This is a genomic window from Vibrio sp. 2033 (assembly GCF_033339735.1).
The window spans coordinates 204417-228268 of record NZ_JAWOVC010000007.1 but is presented as its reverse complement, the minus strand read 5'-3'; the positions used below and the strand labels follow the sequence as shown (position 1 = coordinate 228268).

The following is a 23852-nucleotide window of genomic DNA, read 5'->3' as shown; positions in this document are numbered from 1 at the left end:
CCATAGCGTTTTGGACCCACCTGATTTCCATGCCGAACTCAGAAGTGAAACGAAATAGCGCCGATGGTAGTGTGGGGTTTCCCCATGTGAGAGTAGGACATCGCCAGGCTTTAGTTTTATTTTCACTTTTTCGAAAAGTGAAGACAAAAGCGGACACTTGCTTATTAAAGCGAGTGATACCACTGCGGAGTGGTAGTTCAGTTGGTTAGAATACCGGCCTGTCACGCCGGGGGTCGCGGGTTCGAGTCCCGTCCACTCCGCCACTTATTTGAGCGTCGTCTCAATAAACACGAATTACAGGGGTGTAGCTCCAATTGGCAGAGCAGCGGATTCCAAATCCGCGTGTTGGGAGTTCGAATCTCTCCACCCCTGCCATACTCTAAAGCCTCAGCAGTAATGCTGGGGCTTTTTTGCATTTGAAGAAAAGAGAAGCTGACTAGTTGGAAGAGTTGTCGATTCCTCTGATACCAAAGTATCGGGGGATTGAAAGCTCATATCTCCGGGGTATTGGTCCACTTCACCTATCCCCCATGCTCATAAGCTCTGGCTTAGGTCAGGGACTCTTTTATTTCTAACGAATATGGCATATCTTTGCTTCAGATAGTTTTATTTTCTAGTAATGTATAATGTAATTACTAAATGTTGATGTATCGCTTTGCTCTTTCTGTTTTACCTTCGAATTTCATAACACTTTTTCTTCGTTATCGAGCACATCTGATTCACAATCTATTGAAAGGTCAGTGGTAACATTGGCTTGGATGATTACTGACTTGGTTCCTGTTATCATCATGCATTAATGCTAATAATTAGGAAGTAAGTTTATGCCACATTTTCGATTCCGTGCTGTAGAGCCACAAGCTGTTCAGGCATTATCAAAACCCCTTACGGATGAACTTCAGCCTCTAATGGACTGTCCGCGTGAGGATTTTACTTTTGAGTATATCTACACTACGTTTTTCAATGAGGGTGAGGTGAGTGCTGCATATCCTTTTGTCGAAGTGCTTTGGTTCGACCGTGGCCAGGAAGTGCAAGATGAAGTTGCCAAGCTTATTACGCAACAAGTGCGCGGTATCGCTGGTGCCAATATTGATGTTGCAGTTATCTTTTCCGCCTTATCTCCTAAAGCTTATTACGATAATGGCGAACACTACTAAAGGTTAAAGGCTATGAGGCTGAGTTTCATTGTAACTTTGGGTTTATGTTTCTCAGCTTCAGTATGTTCTACTCCTTGGGAGTCTGCGGTTAATCCTACCCGAAACTCTTCCTCCTCTATTGGTAGTTATGCTAACGGTTGTTTAGATGGTGCATTACCCTTGCCTCTCGATGGCGTTGGTTATCAAGTCTTACGTAGTAAAACGAAGCGCTACTATGGGCACCCTAAAACGATAGAGTTTATTGAAAATCTGGCGCTTAAAGCTCATCAAAATCTCAACACCACTCTGTTGATTGGTGATTTGTCTTTACCTAGAGGTGGAAGGTTCTCCTCTGGTCATTCTAGTCATCAAACCGGGTTAGATATCGATATCTGGTTAAGGCTTGCTGACCAACCGCTTTCTTATAACGAATTACAACTTCCTAAGCCCATGAGTGTGGTGGATTTAAAAGGTTATTCCATACTTAATCATCGCTGGGAAGAACGGCACTTTAAGCTAATTCGGTACGCTTCAAAAAGTAAGGATGTTGCACGAATTTTTGTACATCCTGTTATTAAGGAGCAACTTTGCTTGCAAGAAAACGGCAAAGATCGTTCTTGGTTACGTAAAGTACGTCCATGGTGGGGGCATCATTACCACTTTCACGTCAGGTTATCTTGTCCTGATTCGAGCGACTATTGTGTTGATCAAGCTCCACCTCCAGTAGGCGATGGCTGCGGTGTTGAGCTTGCAAGTTGGGCCCCGAAAGCAAAACCTATTGATACCCCTCCACGGGTAAAAACAACCTCTAAGCCCAAACGAAAAAAAGTCGTTCCACCTCAATGCTTGCCGCTTATCAATCCTAATTAGTGTTACTCTTCAGGTTTATCTGTACTTGGTGATCTCTTTTATGAAACTGGAGAAACATCATACTTTTGTCTACATTGAATAGTACCAATACAAAAACTAACCCAATTAGTTTTGGGGACATATTATAGAAATCCAAATTAAACAAAGAGTTGTAGTATGGGTAAGTTGTAACTTCTCTGTTTAGAAAAAGATCTTTCGTCACGATACTCTGGTTTCTTAGCAATATGTCTGTCAGTTGGCTAAAAAGCGATAACAACGCAGACAAGTGTGTAAGGCAGGGATATGCCCTTTTCCTGTTAGAAGAGTAAATCAAGGACAAAACCATGACTATGATTTGTGCAAAAGAATTTGCAGAGTGGTTAAGACACAGATTTAGCAGTGATACTAAAGGAGTCTCTTTGACTCGAGAGGATGTGAATCACCTGACTGGGCGTCAACGCCTTGATCCGGGTTTTGTTAATGATGTGCATTATGAGCTGATGCAATATGGGATGGCTTTCGTTACTGATACGAGCCGAGAAAACTTTTATTTAATACCTGTTTCTCAAGCGGAGAATTGGCGTGAGAGACTAGAGTATCATTTTGAAAAAGAGCTATTCTGCAATATTATCCCTATTGAAAAATCAGGTTGAGAAAAGGTTCAACTTTGATGTCAAAGTTGAACCTAATTGCTCTTATGCTAACCCTTGAATAATCACGAATTTTTCAAGCAACTGCTCTTCAGTTTCGACATGGTTCGGATCAGTGATTATGCATTTTGTAATTGGACACACTGACTGACAGGTCGGCTTTTCGTAATGCCCCTTACACTCTGTACATAGCGCTGGATCAATTTCGAAAATGCTCTCTCCCATACTGATTGCCCCATTGGGGCATTCGGGATCACACATGTCGCAGTTAATGCATTTATCAGTAATGAGCAAGGCCATGGTTACTTACCTGTCGGGTTACGGGTGTCCTGCCCTGAGTTTAGATTACGCATTAATAGGCCATATTCTAAATCTAGCTCTGCTGGTACTGGAATGAATACAAAGTGACCGTTTCCTTTCGCGTCTTCAATAGACTCTGATTTGCGGTTTTCCATTGCCTCTAGCGTGAAAACAATATTGCCTTTTGGCGTCATTAGTTCAAGGCTATCACCGACAAGAAACTTATTTTTTACTTCTACTTCAGCCATGTCACCACGACGTTTGCCAGTGAATTCACCAACAAACTGTTGAGCATCAGAGACTGAGTAACCGTAATCGTAGTTTTGGTAAGTATCGTGTGTATGACGGCGTAGGAAGCCTTCAGTGTAGCCACGGTGAGCTAGGCTTTCTAGTGTACCCATTAGGCTTTCATCGAATGGTCGACCTGCTACAGCATCATCAATTGCTTTACGATAAACTTGAGCGGTACGTGCGCAGTAGTAGAACGATTTAGTACGACCTTCAATTTTCAATGAGTGAACACCCATCTTAGTTAAGCGTTCAACGTGCTGAACCGCTCGTAGGTCTTTAGAGTTCATGATGTAAGTACCATGCTCGTCTTCGTAAGCTGCCATTTTTTCTTCTGGACGGTGTGCTTCAGAAAGTAGAACGACTTCATCTGTTGGTTTACCGCGACCAATTGTGGTTTCAGGGCGCTCGTCTTGTACTTCGACAGGCTGTGCTTCAGTCGGGTCGAATTTCTCTACGATGTCACCAGTGTCGTTTTCTTTACCCTCTTCAACTTTGTATTCCCAGCGGCATGCGTTAGTGCAAGTGCCTTGGTTAGGGTCACGTTTGTTGATATAGCCAGAAAGTAGGCAACGACCAGAATAAGCCATGCATAATGCACCGTGAACGAATACTTCAAGTTCAGTTTCAGGGCAATGCTCACGAATTTCTTCGATTTCTTCTAGAGATAGCTCGCGAGAAACGATCACACGTTCCACGCCATTCGCTGCCCAGAACTTAACGGTCGCCCAGTTTACAGCGTTCGCTTGTACAGAAAGGTGAATTGGCATTTCTGGGAAAGCTTCACGAACCATCATAATTAGGCCTGGATCTGACATGATCAATGCGTCAGGACCCATCTCTACGATTGGCTTAAGATCACGGATGAACGTTTTTAGCTTCGAGTTGTGTGGTTGAATGTTACATACCACATAAAGCTTTTTGCCTAGGGCGTGGGCTTCATCGATACCGATTTTTAGGTTCTCGTGGTTAAACTCGTTGTTACGTACGCGAAGGCTGTAGCGAGGTTGGCCAGCGTAAACTGCATCTGCCCCGTAGGCGAATGCGTAACGCATGTTTTTCAGGCTGCCCGCTGGAGATAGTAGCTCAGGCACGAATGCTTTCTCAGTTGTCATTGCTCAATTCTCTTTTATCTGATCACAAGTCAGGCCAATTCCACCTAATGGAAATGGGGCGCAAATTTTACGTCAAAATGTGAACTGTGACTAGGGTAATTGTGCTTCAGATAGAAAAACGCCCTCAAAAAAAGTGAGGGCGTTATGGTTAACCTTTATACAATATTATGCGTTAGGATTCGGTAAGCCGCCTAGCGCATCGTATAGGTTGGGAAGGAAAGCACTGAACTCTCCACACATTAGAGAGAAGTCTGCATCAAATCGAGCTGCTTGATCTTCACGTGGAATATCATCGTTTTGATCTTTCAATTCCTCAGAGAATTTTAGACGTTTGATGCCTGCATCTTCCGTCATAATGAACTCAATACGATCTTGCCAATTAAGCGCAAGTTTCGTCACGACTTTATCCGCAGCGATGTGGTTGCGGATTTCATCAGTGGTTAGCTCTTGCTTCTTACAGCGAATCACACCACCTTCTTCAAGTACGGATTTTAGCTCAGCTTCGTCCATCATGCTGATACCTTGAGGTGTGTCACCGCTTTTCACCCACTCGGTTAGCGTAGTTTCAATCGCCACTTCTGGAATAGCAGGAACAACAGGTAAACTACCCATGGTTTTACGAAGCAATGCTAATACATCTTCTGCTTTTTTATAGCTGCTTGCATCAACAAGGATAAAACCTTCTTTTGGCATGATGAGCACGTGAGTGTGGCTGCTGCGGCTGAATGCGCGCGGCAGTAAATCCATTACGATGTCATCTTTCAGGTTGTCTTTCTCTTTCTTCTTCAGAGGACGACCTTCTTGCGCTTCCATTGCTTCTACTTTTGCATTCAATGATTCTTTGATCACAGAGGCAGGTAGCATTTTCTCTTCTTTCTTGGCGCAAATCAGAATGCGGTTTTCTGACACGTGAGTCATCATATCGCCATGTCTACCCATTGCACTGACCCAGCCAAATTTCTGTTTGTCTTGACTGCCACACGGGGTGAATCGGAATTCAGACAGCTGAGTTTCTAGTTGTTCGGCGTTAAAAGTAACCTCGCGGTTAACGCGGTATACCAGACAGTTTTTAAACCACATAAATCTTCTCTAGGCTTGATGACAAGGGACTAATCATAGGGAATTTTTGTGCTGATGTCTTAATAGAAATGAAAAATATCCGAATGAACCTCAAAAGAAAGTTATATGAAAATTTGTTTTCAAAGGTCACAAAAGTGTCATAATTGGTAGTGATAATGCTTATGCATAGAGAGGCGCTTTGTCTCTTAAATTCATTAGCTCAACGAACATAAGGTTACTCAATTATGTCTAGAAGGATTCTGGTTGTTGAAGACGAAGCTCCTATTCGCGAAATGCTGTGCTTCGTACTTGAGCAGAAAGGTTACCAAGCGGTAGAAGCGGAAGATTATGATACTGCAGTAACCAAACTGGCTGAACCCTTCCCTGATTTAGTTTTACTGGATTGGATGTTACCAGGCGGTAGTGGCATTAACTTCATCAAACATATGAAGCGAGAGGAATTAACGCGCAACATTCCAGTTGTGATGCTTACCGCTCGTGGTGAAGAAGAAGATAAAGTGCGCGGTTTAGAAGTCGGTGCGGATGACTACATTACTAAGCCATTCTCTCCTAAAGAGTTGGTTGCACGCCTAAAAGCGGTGATTCGTCGCGTTACCCCTACTGCACTAGAAGATGTAATTGATGTACAGGGATTGAAGCTTGACCCTGTATCGCACCGTGTTACGGCTAATGATGCGCCATTAGACATGGGTCCAACAGAATTTAAGATGCTTCATTTTTTCATGACGCATCAAGAACGCGTATACAGCCGTGAGCAGCTATTAAACAATGTTTGGGGCACTAACGTGTATGTCGAAGACCGTACGGTCGATGTTCACATTCGCCGCCTGCGTAAAGCATTGGAAGCTGCAGGGCATGATAAGCTGATCCAAACTGTTCGTGGTGCTGGATACCGCTTCTCGACGAAGGCATAAATTAACACGCAGCTTATCGGTACCATTTCTGGAGTTATGAGTGGTTGAAAGATTAACGTGGAAAAAGCTGGCTTGGGAGCTGGCTTTTTTTTACACCCCATGGGTGATAGTAGGTTGGATATTCGGTTATATGCCGTGGTTGCTTTTGGCTGCTACGGCATTGCAGCTTGTGTGGCATTTGCATAACCAAGTACGTTTATCTTCTTGGTTATGGGATGAAAAACGTCTCACGCCACCGTCAGGTAGCGGTAACTGGGAATCTTTGTTCAATGGGTTGTATCGCTTACAACAGCGCCAACGCCGCAAACGAAAAGAACTTACTAATCTTATTCGTCGATTCCGAAATGGTGCAGAATCGCTACCCGATGCGGTAGTGGTATTCCGTGCTGAAGGAAATATTGTTTGGTGCAACAAGCTGGCTCAGCACTTACTGGGCTTCCATTGGCCAGAAGATTCAGGTCAACCTATCTCCAATCTCATTCGTACACCTGATTTTATCAAGTACCTCAACAAGAAAGACTTCTCAGAGCCATTAGAAATGCGTTCACCACTCAACGCCGAACGCATGCTGGAATTGCGTATCGTACCGTATACCGAGGGTGAGCACTTGATGGTAGTGCGTGATGTGAGCCAATTAAAACAACTTGAGGGAATGCGTCGCAACTTCTTTGCCAACGTATCTCATGAACTGCGTACACCAATGACGGTGCTACAAGGTTATTTGGAGATGACTGAAGACCCTGATATGGTCGTGGGTCCAATGTGGAGCAAAGCTCATGGTGTCATGACGGAGCAGCTTAACCGCATGAACAGTTTGGTGAACCAACTACTGACACTATCTAAAATTGAAGCGGCACCTATGCATGAGCTTGAGGAAGTCGTGAATGTGCCCGCGATGCTTGAAGTGTTAGAAAAAGAGGCGGTTAGCCTTAGTGGGGACAACCAACATAAATTGAAATTTGATGTTGATGCTAGCCTACGCGTGCTGGGCGATGATGACCAGTTACGTAGTGCTATCTCTAACCTCGTTTATAATGCCGTCAAATACACACCGCCTGGTGCGAACATTAATGTTCGTTGGTTCCAGACCTCTCAAGGCGCATGCTTAGAGGTGGAAGATAGTGGTGATGGTATTGAACCTCAGCACCTCCATCGACTTACTGAGCGTTTTTATCGAGTGGATAAAGCAAGATCACGTGATACTGGAGGAAGTGGTTTAGGGCTAGCCATTGTAAAACACGCGCTGAGTCACCATGACTCTCATTTAGAAATTCACAGTGAAGTAGGTGTGGGCAGTAAGTTTTCTTTCGTATTGCCTGAGCGTTTGGTGGTGAAATAATGGCTTTACGATTGGCAAAAACATTCAGTTTATTCGCGCTTGTTTGTTCTTTTATGGCTGCCGCTCAAGATAAACCATTGCCGAGTTATCATAAAACGACGGGGATTGTCGGGAACTTGCTCTCTGTTGGCTCCGATACACTTGCGGGTATGACAACGCTTTGGGTTGAAGAGTTTAAATCCATTTACCCGAATATTAATGCGCAAGTCCAAGCGTCTGGCTCTTCTACTGCCCCTCCAGCATTGACCGAACAAACAGCTCAGTTTGGTCCCATGAGTCGCCCTATGCGTTTAAGAGAGATTGAAGCGTTTGAACGTGAACATGGCTACAAGCCAACGGCGCTTAGGGTAGCCATCGATGCAATCGGTATTTTTGTTCATCAAGATAATCCAATTCAAGGTCTTAACTTTAGTCAATTAGATGCTTTGTTTTCCGCCACGCTACGCTGTGGCGAAAGTCAATTTGTAACAAACTGGCAGCAACTCGGTCTTGAATCACAGTGGGCAAAGCGAAACGTACAGTTGTTTGGTCGTAACTCCGTTTCTGGAACTTATGGTTACTTCAAAAGTAATGCCTTGTGTGGCGGCGATTTCAAGACTCGAGTTAACGAGCAGCCAGGCTCCGCGTCAGTTGTGCAAGCTGTAGCGTCAACCATCAGTGGAATTGGTTATTCCGGTGTTGGTTATCGAGTGGCAGGCGTGCGCTTAGTCCCTGTGGCTAAAATGGGAAATGACTACGTGACTCCAACGCGAGAACATATTGTTAGTGGTAAGTACCCACTATCACGTTACTTATATGTTTACGTGAATAAGCACCCTGATTACCCATTAACACCAATTGAAGCTGAGTTTATTCGCTTTATCTTTTCTGCTCAGGGACAAGCGTTGGTTGAGAAAGATGGTTATGTGCCCATTACGGCAGACTTTGCAGAAGAAGAGTTAAAAAAAGTCGGCCTGTAAGCCGACTTTTTATTTAGGTATGGGCAGTACGAGATCAGAAAGTGAGTGTCCACTTCGCGCTGTCCCAACGTTCTTGTTCTTCCTGTAAATCCGCGTGAAGTAATTTATTGTTTTCTAGCCATGCTTCATCTGTGCATGTGAGAATCCATTCGCCATTTTTGATAGATAAGGTGATATCAGGCAATGGATCTTCATTACGCTGCCCATTTAATACGATAGAAAGTCGTAATATTTTGATGAGGCTTATAACGTCACTCTGTTTATAGAGGTTGAAATCTGGTAGTTCTTGCAATTTGAGCGCTTTACGCTGGAAGCGAGCTAATGTTGCAAGCACTAATTGCTGCTCACGGTTGAAACCTTGTAGGGTGGAGTGCAACAGAATATAAAAAGAGTGGCGATGGAAACTACGCAAGTTGATACTTAATCCGACTTCATGAAGCAACGCTGCCCATTCTAGTAAGTCAAATAACTCACTCTTTTTCTTAATGCCTAGTTCAGAGCGTACCTGACATAACATCTCACGTGCATGCCCCTTAACACGAGCGGCATGCTCTAAGTCGACTCGGTGCTTGTTGGCTAAATTTTCTGTGGTGCGCATGCGAATATCGGAGCGTGCGAAACGTTCTTCCATTTCGTACAACAGGCCTTCGCGTAGAGCACCATCGGAGAAAAACATTTGCTCAATGCGAAGCGCTTTGAAAATCGCGGACAAAATCGCTACGCCTGCTGCGAATACGGGTTTACGTTCTTCTGTTAGACCCGTCAGCTCAATATCTTCAATTGAATCAAATTTACACAGAGTTTCGATAAGTGTATCCAGTCGACTCGCTGTGATCAGGCCATCTTCAAAACCTAATCCTACTAGCACTTCTTGAATCGCTTTGATGGTTCCTGATGAGCCGAGAGCAATATCCCAGCCCTTTTTACGATATGTTGAAGCGATGGACTCGAGTTTTTGTTCGGCAGCTAACATCGCCTTGCTGAAGTTTTTTCCTGACAGTTTGCCGTTTTTAAAGTATTGCTCTGTAAAACTGACGCATCCCATCTGTTTACTGTTGAGAAGCTCAGGCTCAAATTCTTGTCCAATAATCATCTCGGTACTGCCGCCTCCGATATCGATGACTAGTTTGGAGTTGGATTCTACTTGAGTGTGCGCGACGCCTAAGTAAATCAGGCGGGCTTCTTCTTCTCCAGGGATAATTTCTATTGGGAAAGGCATCACTTCTTTCGCACGCTCGATGAAAAGGTGGGCATTTTTAGCGCGTCTTAGTGTGTGTGTGGCGGCGATACGTACATTTGACTCATCAAGCCCTTGCAGCCTCTCAGCGAACATGGCTAAGCATTCTAGCGCACGCTCCATTGCGGCGTGACTTAAGTTCAATTCACTGTCGAGTCCTGATGCTAAGCGAACACGTTGTTTATGACGACTAACCAGTTGTAGGTCACTGCCGACAACTTTGGCCACCACCATATGGAAACTGTTTGAGCCGAGGTCTATCGCGGCAATGTAGCGAGTATCTTGTTCAAGTATTTGAGGCATCTGAATTTTGTTTTCTAGTTTGCTTTTCTATATTTTTAAGATAGTCATAGATAGCGATTTGAGAGCGAACTTTTTTGCGATTACCTCGTGGTACGTAAGCGTTACTCATTTCTTTATCTATCAAACGAGCCTTTACTGTATCGGTAAAATGGATATTCGTTATATCAATAATTCTCTGTTTCAAACGTGGATCACGGACTGGTACTGCTACCTCGATACGGTGATCAATATTTCTTGTCATCCAGTCTGCGGAGGAGATATAAACTTGCGGATCGCCATCATTGTGGGTGATCACCACGCGAGGGTGCTCAAGAAAGCGGTCAACAATACTGATGATGCGAATATTGTCGCTGATCCCCTCAATGCCCGGTACTAATGAGCACATACCTCGAATGATCATGTTTATTTTTACACCGGAAGTACTTGCTCCATAAAGCTTATTGACGATGCCTTTATCGACTAGGTTATTGACCTTGATCGTAAGAGCGGCTTTTTTCCCTAGCTTGGCATTCGCAATTTCATTATCAATTAAGCGGTAGATTTGGGTTCGAGAATTACGAGGAGATACCATAAGGTGATTGAACTTCACTGGTCGGTATGGATTCTCAATGTAACCGAAGACATTACGGACTTCATTAGTGATTTCTTGATCTGCCGTAAGCAGGGAGAAGTCGGTATAAATTCGTGCCGTCTTCTCATGGAAGTTGCCTGTGCCGATGTGTGCGTAGCGAATAATTTCTTCACCTTCGCGGCGGCTAATCATCAGTAGCTTTGAGTGAATCTTAAGACCAGGCGCACCAAAGATGACGTGCACACCCGCTTCGGTTAATACTTTTGACCATTCGATATTGGCTTCTTCATCAAAGCGAGCTTGCAGTTCGACGACCACAGTGACATTTTTGCCGTTGTGCACCGCATCAATTAAAGAGTTCATCAAGCGAGAATCTTTCGCGACGCGATAAATGTTAATCTTGATACTAAGTACTTTGGGATCGAAGGAGGCTTGGCGCACTAACTCACTAATATGGTCAAAAGTGTGGTAGGGATAATAGAGCAGAATATCTTTCGCTTTAATCGCGTCAAAGCTGTTGGCATAACCTTCGAAATCGGCACATTTCATTGGCGGGAGAGGTTTATTTTCAAGATATTCTCGTCCAACATTTGGAAAGCCGATGAAGTCTTTAAAGTTGTGATAGCGTCCGCCGGGGATAAGGTTATCGTAGTTAGAGATATTAAGTTTGTTACACAGAAACTCTAACATTTGAGGCGGCATATCGCGTTCGTAGACGAAGCGAACGGGCTTTGCTGTCAGTCGCTGATTGACACCCTCTGACATTTGTTCAAGCAAGCTGTACTCGATTTCATTGCGTAAATCGTATTCAGCGTCACGCGTCATTTTCATCGCATAGCCGCTAAGCTCATCATAATCAAAAAAGCCTTTGAACAGCTCGTCCAAACAGTGGCGGATAATATTATCAAGTAAGATGATGGTTTTTCGACGCTTTCCTTTCTGTTCTGGTACCATCACAAAGCGGGGAAGGTGATCGGTCGGAATTTCGATCAGAGCGTACTGGTAATGTTCTTCTTTACGCAGTTCTACGGCGATGTAAGCGTACTCGTCTTTGAGAAATTGCAGAACATCGATCTCGTCTTTCATTAGGAGGGGAGTGATATGCGGCATTACCTCTCTACGGAAGTATTTTGCGATCCACTTTTGTTGCGATTCATCCAGTTGTTGTTCGTTGACCAAGAAAATGCGACGTCGTGCCATTTCTCGAATCAATTCGCTGTAAAGCTCATCAAATTGTTCGTTAAGCTTTAGTGCTTTCGACTGCATTTTGGTTAACAGTCGTTTAGGGCTATCACTGCCACCGCGCTCTTGGCTGATTAGGATTCTGCGCTTCACGTCCGCAAAGCGTACTTTGTAAAATTCATCTAAATTGTTGGAAAAGATCCCAAGAAAGCGAATACGTTCGATCAAAGGGACGGTTTTATCGGCAGCTTCTTGTAATACTCGTTCGTTGAAAGACAACCAACTCAGTTCTTTTTCTATATATAGTTTTTCTGCGCTCATAACCTTACCTAGCCAAAAGTGAAGTATTACGTACTCATCTTGGAAAAATGGATGAGTGAGAACATTATGAGATTTTCATTACAGATTTATTTCATACCACGCATTGCATAAGAGTTGTATTCTTTTCAGGTGTTTAATGTGATCTGTAATATAATTGTCATCTTAACGACATATTCTAGTACTAAGTCAAAAAAGGTAGAGATTTAAATGGCACAAGCCGAGTTTTCATTGCAGGAAAAAGATAAGAAACGACTGATAAAAGATCGTTTAGTTCGACTTGCAGTGACATCCGGTGGTGTCGGCGTACTCGCGGCGCTTATTTTGATCTTTGTCTACCTCGCCATGGTGATCATTCCGCTTTTTTCTGATGCGGAGATCAAAACCAACCAAGCCATTCGAGCCACTCATATTGAAACACCACTTGCGATTTCAGTGGATGATTACGCTCAGCTCGCGTTCGTTCTAACCCAAAGTGGTGAGATTCAATATTTGTCGATGGACGATCCTACGAAACCTGCGGTGTATAAACAGCAAATCGTCCAGAAACCCGTCGCTTTCTCTCAATCTGCTCCTGGGCTAGGTTGGTATGGATTTGTTGATGGGCAGGGTAAAGCGAACCTTTTCAAGCCAGAATTTAATGCCACATTGAGAGAAAATACACGTCCTCCGGAAGTGATTGAGCTAGACACCAGCATGGATCTGACACTAAGTACGCCTCAAGATCCTGTGACTCAGTTTGTATTTGCAGCTTCGACGCCCTTACCAACGGTTGTTTGGCAGACGCAAAGCGGTGAAGTGAAAGCTCGCTGGCAAGTGGCTTCGTCTTTGGGTACGTCTCCTACAACGGTCGATTTTACGTTCTCTTCAGGCTTTAATACGCCTCAGCAAATGTTGTTGACACCTGACGGTGAAACGCTTTATTTGCGCGATGGCTCTGAGTTGATCGTGTTAAAGAAAACCGCACGTAAATTTGCTGTGCGAGAGGTGGTCGATCTCACTCAAGGTGATAAGAAGCATTCCGTTCGTACGATAGACTTATTGGCTGGTGCTTACTCGCTTTTGGTGACGCACAACGATGGTCGGGTGTCGCAATGGTTTGATACGCTGCAAGAAGAAAAACGCACGTTAACGCATATTCGTGATTTTAAATTGGCATCAGAGCTTAAGTATTTGTTGCCGGATTCTCATCGAAAAGGATTTTATAGCTTTTACACCAACGGCACGTTGCAAAGCCATTATACAACCAGTGAAAAACTGGTGTTGTTTAAGCGTGCGTACAATCAAGCGCCCGCAATCGCAGCAATGTCTAACAATGAACGCTACTTAATCACTTGGCAAAATAATGCGTTAAATGTTGCGGAAGTGGACAATGCCTATCCGGAAATTTCATTGTCTTCATTATGGCAAGAAGTGTGGTACGAAGGGTATCCTGAGCCTGAATTTGTGTGGCAATCGACTTCGGCGAGCGATAACTTTGAGGCTAAGTTCAGCCTAGTACCTATTGCGTTTGGAACGATAAAAGCGGCGATGTTTGCGATGCTGTTTTCAGTACCGCTCGCAGTGCTAGGTGCTATTTATACGGCTTACTTTATGTCGCCACGCATGCGTCGTGTCGTAAAACCGTCGATTGAGCTAATGGAAGCACTGCCGACGGTGATCATTGGTTTCCTCGCGGGATTGTGGTTCGCGCCTATTGTCGAAGATCACCTGATTACGATCGTCGTTATGCTGTTTGTTTTGCCCTTGAGCACCATGATTATGGGCGGGCTATGGGCATTAATACCGCAACCTTTGCGGAATCGTCTGCCTAATGGTTGGCATGCTTTAGTGCTCATGCCTGTCATATTGGTACTGATTGGGCTTGGAGTGTGGATTTCGCCTACGATTGAGCAGACGTTCTTTGGTGGCGATATGCGCTTATTCTTAACCGAGCATGGTATTGGTTACGATCAACGCAATGCATTGGTGGTGGGGTTAGCGATGGGGTTTGCTGTTATCCCGACGATTTTTACCATTGCCGAAGATGCCATTTTCTCTGTACCGAAGCATTTATCGGATGGCTCTTTGGCATTAGGGGCCACGCCTTGGCAAACTTTAATCTATGTTGTCTTGCTTACTGCAAGCCCAGGTATTTTTTCTGCCATTATGATGGGCCTGGGACGCGCTGTTGGCGAAACCATGATTGTGTTAATGGCAACGGGCAATACGCCATTAATGGATTGGAATATTTTGGAAGGATTGCGCAGCCTGTCGGCGACCATCGCCGTTGAGTTGCCAGAGTCGGAAGTTGGAAGTTCGCATTATCGCCTGCTGTTCCTAGCTGCATTGATTTTATTTGTGTTTACGTTTGCAGTAAACGCGCTTGCGGAGTGGGTTCGTCAGAGACTGAGAGATAAGTACCGTGCGTTGTAATAATGGTTTGAATAAAGAGCGAGTAATAACGTGTTAAATTGGATTCGTTCTGGCGCACCGTGGATATGGCTAACAGGCGGTGCAGTCAGCATCAGTTTGTTGTCGGTATTAGGGTTGTTACTCCTTATCGGCTGGAAAGGCCTGACTTACTTTTGGCCAGCGCCTTTGTATCAGTGGAATGTTGCAGCGCTGACTCCTGTACAAGGCGAAGTGCTACATGAAAATACTATTCTGATTGGTCAAGTGTATGAGCGCAGCTTTGTACCGAAGAGTTATTTGCCTGAAAGCGCAGCACAACAGTTAGAAGACGATGAAGATTTTGCCACGCGACTCAGTATCAAAATCGCTAACCGAGAGTTGTATCCCGCCGATTTTATCTCCGTATTGCAAATGCAGTTGGATGAGCCCACGATGCCAAAAGAGTGGGCGGTGATAGAGCGCAGTAGCGGTGGTTATTTCTTTGGTAAGCTGGTGGCGTTTCAAGATGGTGATAATATATACACCAGTGATATTCAATCGGTACTAAATAAAAAGCTTGATGATGCAGAAACTCTGCGCCATGAGATTGATTCTTTGGTGGTCGATCAGCTTAAAGAGCTTGGTTGGAAGCTAGAGCAGTTGCGATTAGAAAAGCGCAAGCATGAATTGAATGACACGCTGACAGAAAGCTTCTTAAACGAAAACCAGACGAAAAAAGAGCAGATAGAAAAAGCGCTTGCGACGTTAGATTTGCAACTTGATGGTTTACGACTTCAGCTCTCTGACTATGCCTTGATTGTCGAGGATATGACGGGGTCACAAGTATCGATTCCGCTCGAAGACATTTTGGACTACTGGTATCCAAACCAAATGTCACTGCCTGATAAAGTCATGCATTGGGGAAAACAGGTTTGGAAGTTTTTATCTGAAGATCCAAGAGAGTCTAACTCCGAAGGAGGCGTGTTCCCTGCGATATTTGGTACGGTTTTCTTAGTACTCATTATGTCGATCATTGTGATGCCACTTGGGGTGATCGCCGCTATCTATCTACATGAATATGCTAAGAATAACGCTCTAACCAGAGTTATTCGTATTGCGGTTATAAACCTAGCGGGTGTTCCATCGATTGTTTATGGCGTGTTTGGTTTAGGTTTCTTCGTTTATACGATTGGTGCCTCTATCGACAACGTATTCTATGCGGAGAAGCTACCGGCACCAACCTTTGGTACGCCGGGTTTGTTATGGTCAGCACTAACTCTTGCCGTGCTGACGCTTCCAGTTGTGATTGTGACGACAGAAGAAGGTTTAACTCGAATTCCGAGCTCCGTACGACATGGCTCTCTGGCACTTGGTGCAACTCAGTTCGAAACGCTATGGCGCGTGGTTTTGCCTATGGCGACGCCAGCTATTATCACAGGTTTGATCCTTGCGATTGCGCGTGCAGCTGGCGAAGTAGCGCCACTGATGCTGGTGGGGGTCGTGAAATTGGCATCCAGTTTACCGGTTGACGGACAATTCCCTTATGTGCATTTGGATAGAAAGTTCATGCATTTAGGTTTTCACATTTACGATGTTGGCTTTCAGACCTCCAACATCGAAGCGGCGCGACCATTAGTTTATGCCACCTCTTTCTTACTCGTGACAGTGATTGTCGGGCTAAACTTAACAGCAATCAGTATTCGCAATAATTTACGAGAAAAATACAGAACGTTAGGACAAGATTAAGTATGTTTAATTTTGATAGTACATTAGGTTATGAGCCACCATTGGATGTTCATAATTTAACGGATGAACAAACAGCCATCTCAATCGAGAACCTTAATCTGTTCTATGGTCAAACTCAGGCGCTGCATGATATTTCGATGCGAATTCCCAAAGGGCGAGTCACCGCTTTTATCGGTCCTTCAGGGTGTGGAAAGTCGACGTTATTACGTTGCATCAATCGCATGAACGACTTAGTGGAAGGGTGTCGAGTCACAGGTAAAGTGCGTCTCCATGGCAAGAATGTTTATCATCCTAATGTCGATGTTGCGACACTTCGACGCCGAGTGGGGATGGTGTTTCAAAGACCTAATCCATTTCCTAAGTCTATTTATGAAAACGTAGTTTATGGCTTACGCTTACAAGGTGTAAAAAACAGCCGCAGTTTAGATGACGCAGTGGAGCGATCCTTGCGCTCGGCGGCGTTGTGGGATGAGGTAAAAGACCGCTTGCATGAGAACGCATTTGGCTTATCTGGGGGGCAGCAACAGCGCTTGGTCATTGCGCGCGCGGTGGCGATTGAGCCGGAAGTCCTGTTATTGGACGAGCCAACATCAGCGTTGGATCCAATCTCAACTTTAACTATTGAAGAGCTTATCAATGAGCTGAAGACTCAATATACTGTCGTTATCGTTACCCATAACATGCAACAAGCGGCGAGAGTGAGCGATCATACTGCATTCATTCATATGGGTAAGTTAATTGAATACTCTGACGCGGACTCGATCTTCACTTCGCCAATGAAGAAACAGACCGAAGATTACATTACGGGTCGCTACGGTTAAGTCGCGACTCTATACGGAATAAGGAACATCATGCACTTTGGACGTCATATTTCAGGACAATTTAACGTAGAGCTAGAATCGATTCGTACTCATGTATTAACCATGGGGGGCTTGGTAGAACAGCAGCTTTCGTATGCTATTCAAGCCTTGCATAAAGAAGACATCGAACTGGCGCGTAAGGTTGTGCGTGACGATCATAAAGTGAATGCGATGGAAGTCTCGATCGATGACGCTTGTACACGCATTATTGCTAAGCGTCAGCCAACGGCAAAAGACTTGCGCTTAATTATGGCTATCATCAAAACGATCACTGATTTAGAACGTATCGGTGACGTGGCGACACGCATTGCTTACGTTGCCATTGAAAGCCCATCATCAAAAGAACGACAATTCCAAGTGTCGTTAGAGCCTCTCTGCCGTCAGGCAATTAATATGCTGCATCAGGTTTTAGACGCGTTTGCCCGTATGGATGTAGAAGCGGCAGCAGAGGTGCACAAACAAGATGACAAACTAGACGCCGAGTATGAAGCGGTGATTCGTCAGTTGATGACTTACATGATGGAAGATCCAAAAAATATCCCTAATATTCTGCAAGTGATGTGGTCGGCACGCGCGATTGAACGCGTGGGGGACCGCTGCCAGAACATCTGTGAATACATTATTTACTTTGTGAAAGGGAAAGATGTACGCCACCTAGGTGATCAAAGTATTGATGACGTACTGAAGTAACTGACTTCAACAAATAGACCAGCTTTTAGGCTGGCCTATTTATTAGAGAGAAGGAAAGCACGTTAATACTTATCAGGAACGAAGGTCTGATCATCAATGGGCGCTCTGACGTAACCTTCTTTATTGAGTTCAGGTAATTCGATGGGTGAGTACTCAAGTGCTTTGTAATCAATCTGGCTTAGTAAATGACTGATACAGTTCAAGCGCGCTTTCTTTTTGTCATCAGAAGGGATGACCCACCAAGGGCAGTTTTTCGTGTCTGTATAGGCAAACATCTTATCTTTTGCTTCCGAATACTCCGCCCAGCGATGACGTGACTCCAAATCCATTGGGCTGAATTTCCAACGTTTGATCGGCGTATTAATTCGACCTAGAAAACGTTTTTCCTGCTCTTCGTCTGAAACCGAAAACCAATACTTAATCAGAATAATCCCAGAGCGTTGCAACATTCTTTCGAATTCAGGACAAGAGCGTAAAAACTCTTCGTATTCATCAGGCGTACAGAACCCCATGACTTTTTCGACACCCGCTCGGTTATACCAACTTCGGTCAAATAAAACGATTTCACCAGCAGATGGTAAATGAGCGACGTAACGTTGGAAGTACCATTGCGTTTTTTCTTTTTCTGTCGGTGCAGGCAGAGCGACCACGCGACAAACACGCGGGTTTAGCTTTTCTGTAATTCGCTTTATCACTCCGCCTTTGCCCGCAGCATCACGTCCTTCAAACAAAACCACTACCTTTAACCCTTTGTGTTTGACCCACTCTTGAAGTTTTACGAGCTCAACTTGAAGGTTTTTGAGCTCCTTTTCGTATTCCTTTTTCTTCAATTTAGACATACACCTTTCCTCACTCCTTGATAAACAATATGTTAGCACTCAAAAGCTATGCGCGTGAGGTTACGGTGGTCTATTTGAGAGCTGCTACGACATCGGTAATGGCTTGTGTACTTGTGATGGGGATTAAAAAATCATCGACATCGGATGCGCCCATTTTGCTTTGTTCAGCAACAAAGGTCATTTGGCTAGGGCGTGTGGTTTTGCCTGACAGATGGATTTCAGGAACTTGAGTGTCTTCTACTAACGCACGTACGTTACTCGCATTAACGCCAGCACCCGCCATGATTGCTATGCGTCCTTGGGCTTGCTTAACCAAAGCTTTAAGCACATCGATCCCTTGTGGTGCTGAAGGCGCAAGACCGGAGGTTAAAATACGTTCGCAACCTAAGCTGATCACTTCTTCCAAAGCTTTTTCAGCGTCACGACATTGGTCAAAGGAACGATGGAAGGTCACGCCTAAGCCAAGCGCTTGAGCAAATTCACACAGCGCAGCCGCGTAAGGCATATGAATATCACCGTCTTGAGTGAGCACGCCGAACACGACACCGCTCAAGCCTGATTGGTGAGCTGCTTCAATATCCCAACGCATCATTTCGATCTCTTCTTCATTGTAGAAGAAGTCACCTTGGCGTGGACGGATCATGGCATAAACTGGAACACTCGAAAGCTTAGCCGCTTGCTGCATAAAACCATAACTGGGTGTTAGTCCGCCTAAAGCCAAAGAGGAGCAAAGTTCAATCCGAGTGGCGCCGCCAGCAATGGCGTAGTGCAGAGATTCAATATTATCAATACAGACTTCTAGGTGAGTAACCACGTTCATTCATCCTGCTAACGTTACAAATAAGTGTTGTGGCTAAGATATTAACAGGGCCAGTAAGCAGAATCTGTATGGAGGAGATGATAAATAGAGGTAAAGTTTACGCTAAAGCGTTACCTCATTTTGGCGGTTTATCTGAAGGAAAAAGAAAGCCCAGAGCAGAGGCTCTGGGCTTTGATAGGACTTTACTTAGACTGATTGGCGTTTGCGGTTTTCCGCATTAGCTTATTGCTTTATATACATCCAACCATCACACCCGTTGAGCTAGGGTGAAGGTCTATTATTTTTTGCCTAGGTCAGCTGCGTGCTCAGATAGGAACGCTGCAACACCTTTTGGAGATGCGTCCATACCTGCTTTACCTTCTTCCCATTGTGCAGGACATACTTCGCCGTGCTTCTGGTGGAAGTTAAGAGCGTCAACCATGCGTAGCATTTCGTCGATGTTACGGCCTAGTGGTAGGTCGTTAACTACTTGGTGACGTACAACGCCTTCTTCGTCGATTAGGAAAGAACCACGGAAAGCAACGCCTGCTTCTGGGTGCTCAACGTCGTAAGCTTTACAGATTTCGTGCTTAACGTCAGCAACTAGTGGGTACTTAACTTGACCGATACCGCCATCTTCGATAGCAGTGTTACGCCATGCGTTGTGAGAGAACTGAGAATCGATAGAAACACCGATTACTTCAACACCTTTAGCTTGGAAGTCAGCTAGACGGTTGTCGAATGCGATTAGCTCAGATGGGCAAACGAAAGTGAAATCTAGTGGGTAGAAGAATACTACTGCTTTCTTACCTTTAGTGAACTCTGCAAAGTTGAAGTTTTCAACGATTTCACCGTTACCTAGAACAGCTGCTGCAGTAAAATCAGGGGCTTGACGACCTACTAGTACCATTTTTTTGCTCCTAAAAAGTATGATTAGCTCCAAACCGAATTCAGTTGTGTCGGTTTGGTTCGTGTTTGTACGAGACAAACTATAGTACAGATTGTAGTATTGAAAAAAGCGAAATAAATAGATTGAGTTAATCGAAAAAAACGATAATAACAAAACTCTTAACTCGATCACTGGAACGGCGGTAGATACAAATACAGTTATGAATAAATGGCCCAGTTTGAAGCAGTTACACTATTTAGTCACACTGCATGAAACAAGACATTTTAGTGACGCTGCAGAGCGTTGTTTTGTCAGTCAGTCGACTTTAAGTAAGGGTATTCAAAACTTAGAGGAATTGATTGGTTGTCCCTTATATGAAAAGAAAGATAAGAAAAGTCCACTGGTTTTTACCCAAACAGGAGAAATGGTAGTAAAGCAGGGGCGAGAGCTGTTAGCAAAAGGGCAAGATTTGGTCGAGCTTGGACGTATGTGCCAAGGCGACGATATGCAAGGCCAGCTAAAAGTAGGATGTATACCAACAATTGCTCCGTTTTTACTGTGTGATTTGGTACAAGAGGTGAACTACCGTTTTCCACAACTGAATCTTTTATTAAGAGAAGACACGACGACAAACTTACTTCAAGCGCTCAGACATGGTGAGCTGGATGTGCTTATTTTAGCGTTACCAGTCGAAATTGATGGGATGGAAAGCCGAGTAGTGGGTAAGGATCCGTTTCGAATGGTTATAAGCGCTAATCAAGCCCAATCGGTCCCTGTGCCGATTCGTTACGCGGATTTACCTGACGAATCCGTCTTTCTACTAGAGAAAGAACATTGCTTAACGGAACATGCGGTATCAGCGTGTAAATTAACAGACAAAGAAAAAATCAATCCGTTTACGGCAACCAGCCTCCATACACTGGTGCAAATGGTTGCGAATGGTTTGGGAACAACGTTCATTCCTCAAATGGCTATCGACCATGGCTTGCTGCATAACCAGAATTTAGTCGTGATCGATCCTCCTGGTAAACAAGCTTATCGCGAAATCGGCTTAGTTTGGCGTCCGAGCTCGTCAAGAACGAAAACATTTAATCAACTTGCAGAAGTCGTTTCAGAGCTGCTTTAGCTATTAGTATTAGCCCTTACTTCTCCATTATTTATCTAAAAGCGCACTGGAAACAGTGCGCTTTCTAGTATTTTATTCTGTTGGTAAACTTTGACTTGTAAAATTTTACAGCTCTTCTTTGATGAAGCTTTCATAAAATAGTGAAATTTCACAATGTTAATTTTACACAAAGCCCTGCATACCTTGTTTGACCCCTGTTTAAATACATCTCTTCAGCCCTTGTGAATACAAGGTGTTTGTTTACCAGTCTATATTCATACGCTTGTTTGAAATGATAAAACGACTTTAAATTTAATGTAATTTTATTACGTAATAACTTACAAAATAAGGCGCTTGATAGATGGTTTTTACCTTGCGGAATAAAACTTTGAATTTTCTGTTTTATTTATATTGGGGGTTTCACTAAACCCCTTGTTGATATAGCTTATTTAAAGGCCGATACGACTTATGTCTAGATTGAAAATACACGTAGCATTACGCAATCTATCGACATGGCTATACGAGTTGAACACAAAGTTAAAGGATGTAATTTGTTGTTCATAACTTACAAATGTAGCTTTACGCTGACTGCCCAAGATTGATAAAGCACGTTAAGGATGAATGATTATGCTTGCTCAGACAGAACAAAAAACACAACAACTAAAGCAAACCCAAGGCATGCTTGAGGTGAATGGAGTCGTTGCTCCAGAACATCAAGCAATTTTCCCTGTTGAAGCCCAAACCTTTTTATCTCTACTGTGTGAAAAATTTGCCGGACGTGTTGAACAGTTGCTGGAAGCAAGAGAAGAGAAGCAAGCACGTATTGATGCTGGTGAGCTACCAGATTTTCTACCAGAGACACAAGACATCCGTGAAGGAAGTTGGAAGATCCTAGGAATCCCACAAGATCTGCAAGATCGCCGTGTGGAGATTACCGGACCAACTGACCGCAAGATGGTGATTAACGCACTGAATGCGAATGTAAAAGTGTTCATGGCAGACTTCGAAGATTCAATGTCTCCTGCATGGAGTAAAGTGCTAGATGGTCAAATTAACTTGCGCGATGCTGTTAATGGCACCATCAGTTACACCAATCCTGGCAATGGCAAACATTATCAGCTGGAAGATGACCCAGCGGTGTTGATCTGCCGTGTTCGCGGCCTTCATTTAAAAGAAAAACACGTTACGTGGCACGGTCAGATCATTCCAGGTGCGCTATTCGATTTCGCTCTGTATTTCTATAACAACTACAAAGCGTTACTTCAAAAAGGCAGCGGCCCTTATTTCTACCTTCCAAAACTGCAATCGCATCACGAAGCGAAGTGGTGGAGCGAAGTGTTCCATTTCACGGAAGACTATTTCGGTTTGGATACAGGCACCATCAAAGCGACTGTGCTGATTGAAACCTTACCAGCGGTATTCGAAATGGACGAGATTCTGTTCTCGCTTAAAGAACACATCGTTGGTTTGAACTGTGGTCGCTGGGATTACATCTTTAGCTATATCAAAACATTGAAAAAACACTCAGACCGAGTACTGCCAGATCGTCAAGTGGTAACGATGGACAAGCCATTCTTAAACGCTTACTCGCGATTATTGGTACGTACTTGCCATAAACGAGGTGCTTTCGCGATGGGAGGAATGGCCGCATTTATCCCAGCTAAAGACCCGAAAGAGAATCAAAAAGTATTAGACAAGATCCAGACTGACAAATCGTTAGAAGCTCACAACGGCCACGACGGTACTTGGGTGGCTCATCCAGGTTTGGCTGACACTGCTATGGAAGTCTTTAGTGCTGTGCTGGGTGAACGCACCAACCAGTTGGATGTGAGCCGTGCAGAGGATGAGCCTATTACAGCAGCTGAACTGCTTGAGCCTTGTGAAGGCGAGCGCACTGAAGGCGGAATGCGCCACAATATTCGCGTTGCGCTGCAATACATCGAAGCTTGGATTTCTGGCAATGGTTGTGTGCCGATTTACGGACTGATGGAAGACGCAGCAACGGCAGAAATCTCACGCGCCTCTATCTGGCAATGGATTCAACACGGCAAGTCGCTAGACAACGGATTAAAGGTCACTAAAGAGCTGTTCGAGCTCTATCTCAAAGAGGAGATTGAAGTCGTGAAGCAAGAAATTGGCGAGCAGCGCTACCATGCGGGTCGATTTGAAGAAGCAGCAGACTTAATGGCAAGGCTCACGACGAGCGATGAACTGACCAACTTTTTGACAGTTCCTGGTTATGACTACCTGGATTAATAAAGAATAACTGTAACACCAATAACGTGAAGGATTTTCAAGGCAGATAGGGAAGTA

Annotated in this window: 19 protein-coding genes, 2 tRNA genes, 1 rRNA gene and 2 pseudogenes; 16 read left to right on the top strand and 8 right to left on the bottom strand. The window is 44.2% G+C overall.

The genetic code is table 11. From position 1 onward, the window contains the following. The 6 genes from rrf to R7P74_RS12315 all read left to right on the top strand — a co-directional run. Window positions 1-109, top strand: a 5S ribosomal RNA gene (gene rrf / locus R7P74_RS12340); the annotation flags it as partial. 77 nt (window positions 110-186) lie between these two features. Continuing rightward, window positions 187-263 (top strand) — tRNA-Asp (locus R7P74_RS12335). A 35-nt stretch (window positions 264-298) separates the two neighbouring features. Next, window positions 299-375, top strand: a tRNA-Trp gene (locus tag R7P74_RS12330). A gap of 446 nt (window positions 376-821) precedes the next feature. Beyond that, complete coding sequence (locus R7P74_RS12325; protein ID WP_225474214.1) at window positions 822-1154, top strand: DUF1904 domain-containing protein; 333 nt, start codon at window positions 822-824, stop codon at window positions 1152-1154. Window positions 1155-1166: 12 nt separating this feature from the next. Further along, window positions 1167-2003 carry a penicillin-insensitive murein endopeptidase gene (gene mepA, locus R7P74_RS12320; RefSeq protein WP_017633932.1) on the top strand — a complete coding sequence of 279 codons (837 nt, stop codon included), beginning with the start codon at window positions 1167-1169 and terminating at the stop codon, window positions 2001-2003. A 323-nt stretch (window positions 2004-2326) separates the two neighbouring features. Next, window positions 2327-2635, top strand: a complete 309-nt coding sequence (locus R7P74_RS12315) for a hypothetical protein (protein WP_005381765.1) — start codon at window positions 2327-2329, stop codon at window positions 2633-2635. Between the two features lie 42 nt (window positions 2636-2677). On the opposite strand, the gene R7P74_RS12310 is transcribed toward R7P74_RS12315, so the two are convergent. The 3 genes from R7P74_RS12310 to rdgC all read right to left on the bottom strand — a co-directional run bounded on the left by R7P74_RS12310 (window position 2678) and on the right by rdgC (window position 5415). After that, window positions 2678-2932 (bottom strand): YfhL family 4Fe-4S dicluster ferredoxin, encoded by a 255-nt coding sequence (locus tag R7P74_RS12310; RefSeq protein ID WP_005381763.1) that lies wholly within the window; start codon window positions 2930-2932, stop codon window positions 2678-2680. Between the two features lie 2 nt (window positions 2933-2934). Further along, window positions 2935-4335 (bottom strand): prephenate-dependent tRNA uridine(34) hydroxylase TrhP, encoded by a 1401-nt coding sequence (gene trhP / locus R7P74_RS12305; RefSeq protein ID WP_154204828.1) that lies wholly within the window; start codon window positions 4333-4335, stop codon window positions 2935-2937. A 165-nt stretch (window positions 4336-4500) separates the two neighbouring features. Continuing rightward, window positions 4501-5415, bottom strand: coding sequence for a recombination-associated protein RdgC (gene rdgC, locus R7P74_RS12300; RefSeq protein ID WP_225474213.1), 915 nt, complete (start codon window positions 5413-5415; stop codon window positions 4501-4503). A gap of 224 nt (window positions 5416-5639) precedes the next feature. On the opposite strand from rdgC, the gene phoB reads away from it, so the two are divergent. From phoB to R7P74_RS12285, 3 genes are read left to right on the top strand one after another with little or no spacing between them, the layout of a single operon-like run. Further along, window positions 5640-6329 (top strand): phosphate regulon transcriptional regulator PhoB, encoded by a 690-nt coding sequence (gene phoB, locus R7P74_RS12295; protein WP_005381752.1) that lies wholly within the window; start codon window positions 5640-5642, stop codon window positions 6327-6329. 40 nt (window positions 6330-6369) lie between these two features. Continuing rightward, the gene (phoR, locus tag R7P74_RS12290; RefSeq protein WP_225474212.1) at window positions 6370-7668 is read left to right on the top strand and encodes a phosphate regulon sensor histidine kinase PhoR; all 1299 of its coding nucleotides are present in this window, start codon (window positions 6370-6372) and stop codon (window positions 7666-7668) included. After that, on the top strand, window positions 7668-8627 hold the full coding sequence (locus R7P74_RS12285) for a PstS family phosphate ABC transporter substrate-binding protein (RefSeq protein WP_085569938.1): 960 nt from the start codon (window positions 7668-7670) through the stop codon (window positions 8625-8627). Before phoR ends, R7P74_RS12285 begins: the two co-directional genes overlap by 1 nt. A gap of 34 nt (window positions 8628-8661) precedes the next feature. Here R7P74_RS12285 and ppx read toward each other — a convergent pair whose 3' ends face one another. Then, complete coding sequence (gene ppx, locus R7P74_RS12280) at window positions 8662-10167, bottom strand: exopolyphosphatase (protein WP_318122877.1); 1506 nt, start codon at window positions 10165-10167, stop codon at window positions 8662-8664. Beyond that, window positions 10151-12241 (bottom strand): polyphosphate kinase 1, encoded by a 2091-nt coding sequence (gene ppk1 / locus R7P74_RS12275; protein ID WP_005381748.1) that lies wholly within the window; start codon window positions 12239-12241, stop codon window positions 10151-10153. Before ppk1 ends, ppx begins: the two co-directional genes overlap by 17 nt. A 207-nt stretch (window positions 12242-12448) precedes the next feature. Here ppk1 and R7P74_RS12270 point away from each other — a divergent pair, with 207 nt between their 5' ends. From R7P74_RS12270 to phoU, 5 genes and pseudogenes are all read left to right on the top strand, one after another. After that, a complete protein-coding gene (locus tag R7P74_RS12270; protein WP_318122876.1) occupies window positions 12449-14653 on the top strand; it encodes an ABC transporter permease subunit in 2205 nt (734 codons plus the stop codon). A gap of 30 nt (window positions 14654-14683) precedes the next feature. Next, window positions 14684-14915, top strand: a pseudogene (locus R7P74_RS29925) (phosphate ABC transporter permease PstA); the annotation flags it as partial. Window positions 14916-14980: 65 nt separating this feature from the next. Then, a pseudogene (gene pstA / locus R7P74_RS12265) lies at window positions 14981-16357 on the top strand (phosphate ABC transporter permease PstA); the annotation flags it as partial. A 2-nt stretch (window positions 16358-16359) separates the two neighbouring features. After that, complete coding sequence (gene pstB / locus R7P74_RS12260) at window positions 16360-17178, top strand: phosphate ABC transporter ATP-binding protein PstB (RefSeq protein ID WP_005381745.1); 819 nt, start codon at window positions 16360-16362, stop codon at window positions 17176-17178. Between the two features lie 30 nt (window positions 17179-17208). Then, window positions 17209-17907, top strand: a complete 699-nt coding sequence (gene phoU, locus R7P74_RS12255; protein WP_005381744.1) for a phosphate signaling complex protein PhoU — start codon at window positions 17209-17211, stop codon at window positions 17905-17907. A gap of 62 nt (window positions 17908-17969) precedes the next feature. Here phoU and ppk2 read toward each other — a convergent pair whose 3' ends face one another. From ppk2 to R7P74_RS12240, 3 genes are all read right to left on the bottom strand, one after another. Continuing rightward, window positions 17970-18746 (bottom strand): polyphosphate kinase 2, encoded by a 777-nt coding sequence (gene ppk2 / locus R7P74_RS12250; protein WP_318122874.1) that lies wholly within the window; start codon window positions 18744-18746, stop codon window positions 17970-17972. Between the two features lie 70 nt (window positions 18747-18816). Then, window positions 18817-19560 (bottom strand): copper homeostasis protein CutC, encoded by a 744-nt coding sequence (locus R7P74_RS12245; protein WP_443292734.1) that lies wholly within the window; start codon window positions 19558-19560, stop codon window positions 18817-18819. Between the two features lie 283 nt (window positions 19561-19843). Beyond that, entirely contained in the window at window positions 19844-20455 is a 612-nt protein-coding gene (locus tag R7P74_RS12240; protein ID WP_005381738.1) for a peroxiredoxin C, read from the bottom strand. A 199-nt stretch (window positions 20456-20654) separates the two neighbouring features. Between R7P74_RS12240 and R7P74_RS12235 the strand changes: the two genes are divergently transcribed. Then, window positions 20655-21560 (top strand): hydrogen peroxide-inducible genes activator, encoded by a 906-nt coding sequence (locus tag R7P74_RS12235; RefSeq protein ID WP_005383681.1) that lies wholly within the window; start codon window positions 20655-20657, stop codon window positions 21558-21560. 606 nt (window positions 21561-22166) lie between these two features. After that, the gene (aceB, locus tag R7P74_RS12230) at window positions 22167-23795 is read left to right on the top strand and encodes a malate synthase A (protein ID WP_318122871.1); all 1629 of its coding nucleotides are present in this window, start codon (window positions 22167-22169) and stop codon (window positions 23793-23795) included. The last annotated feature ends 57 nt before the right edge of the window (window positions 23796-23852 follow it).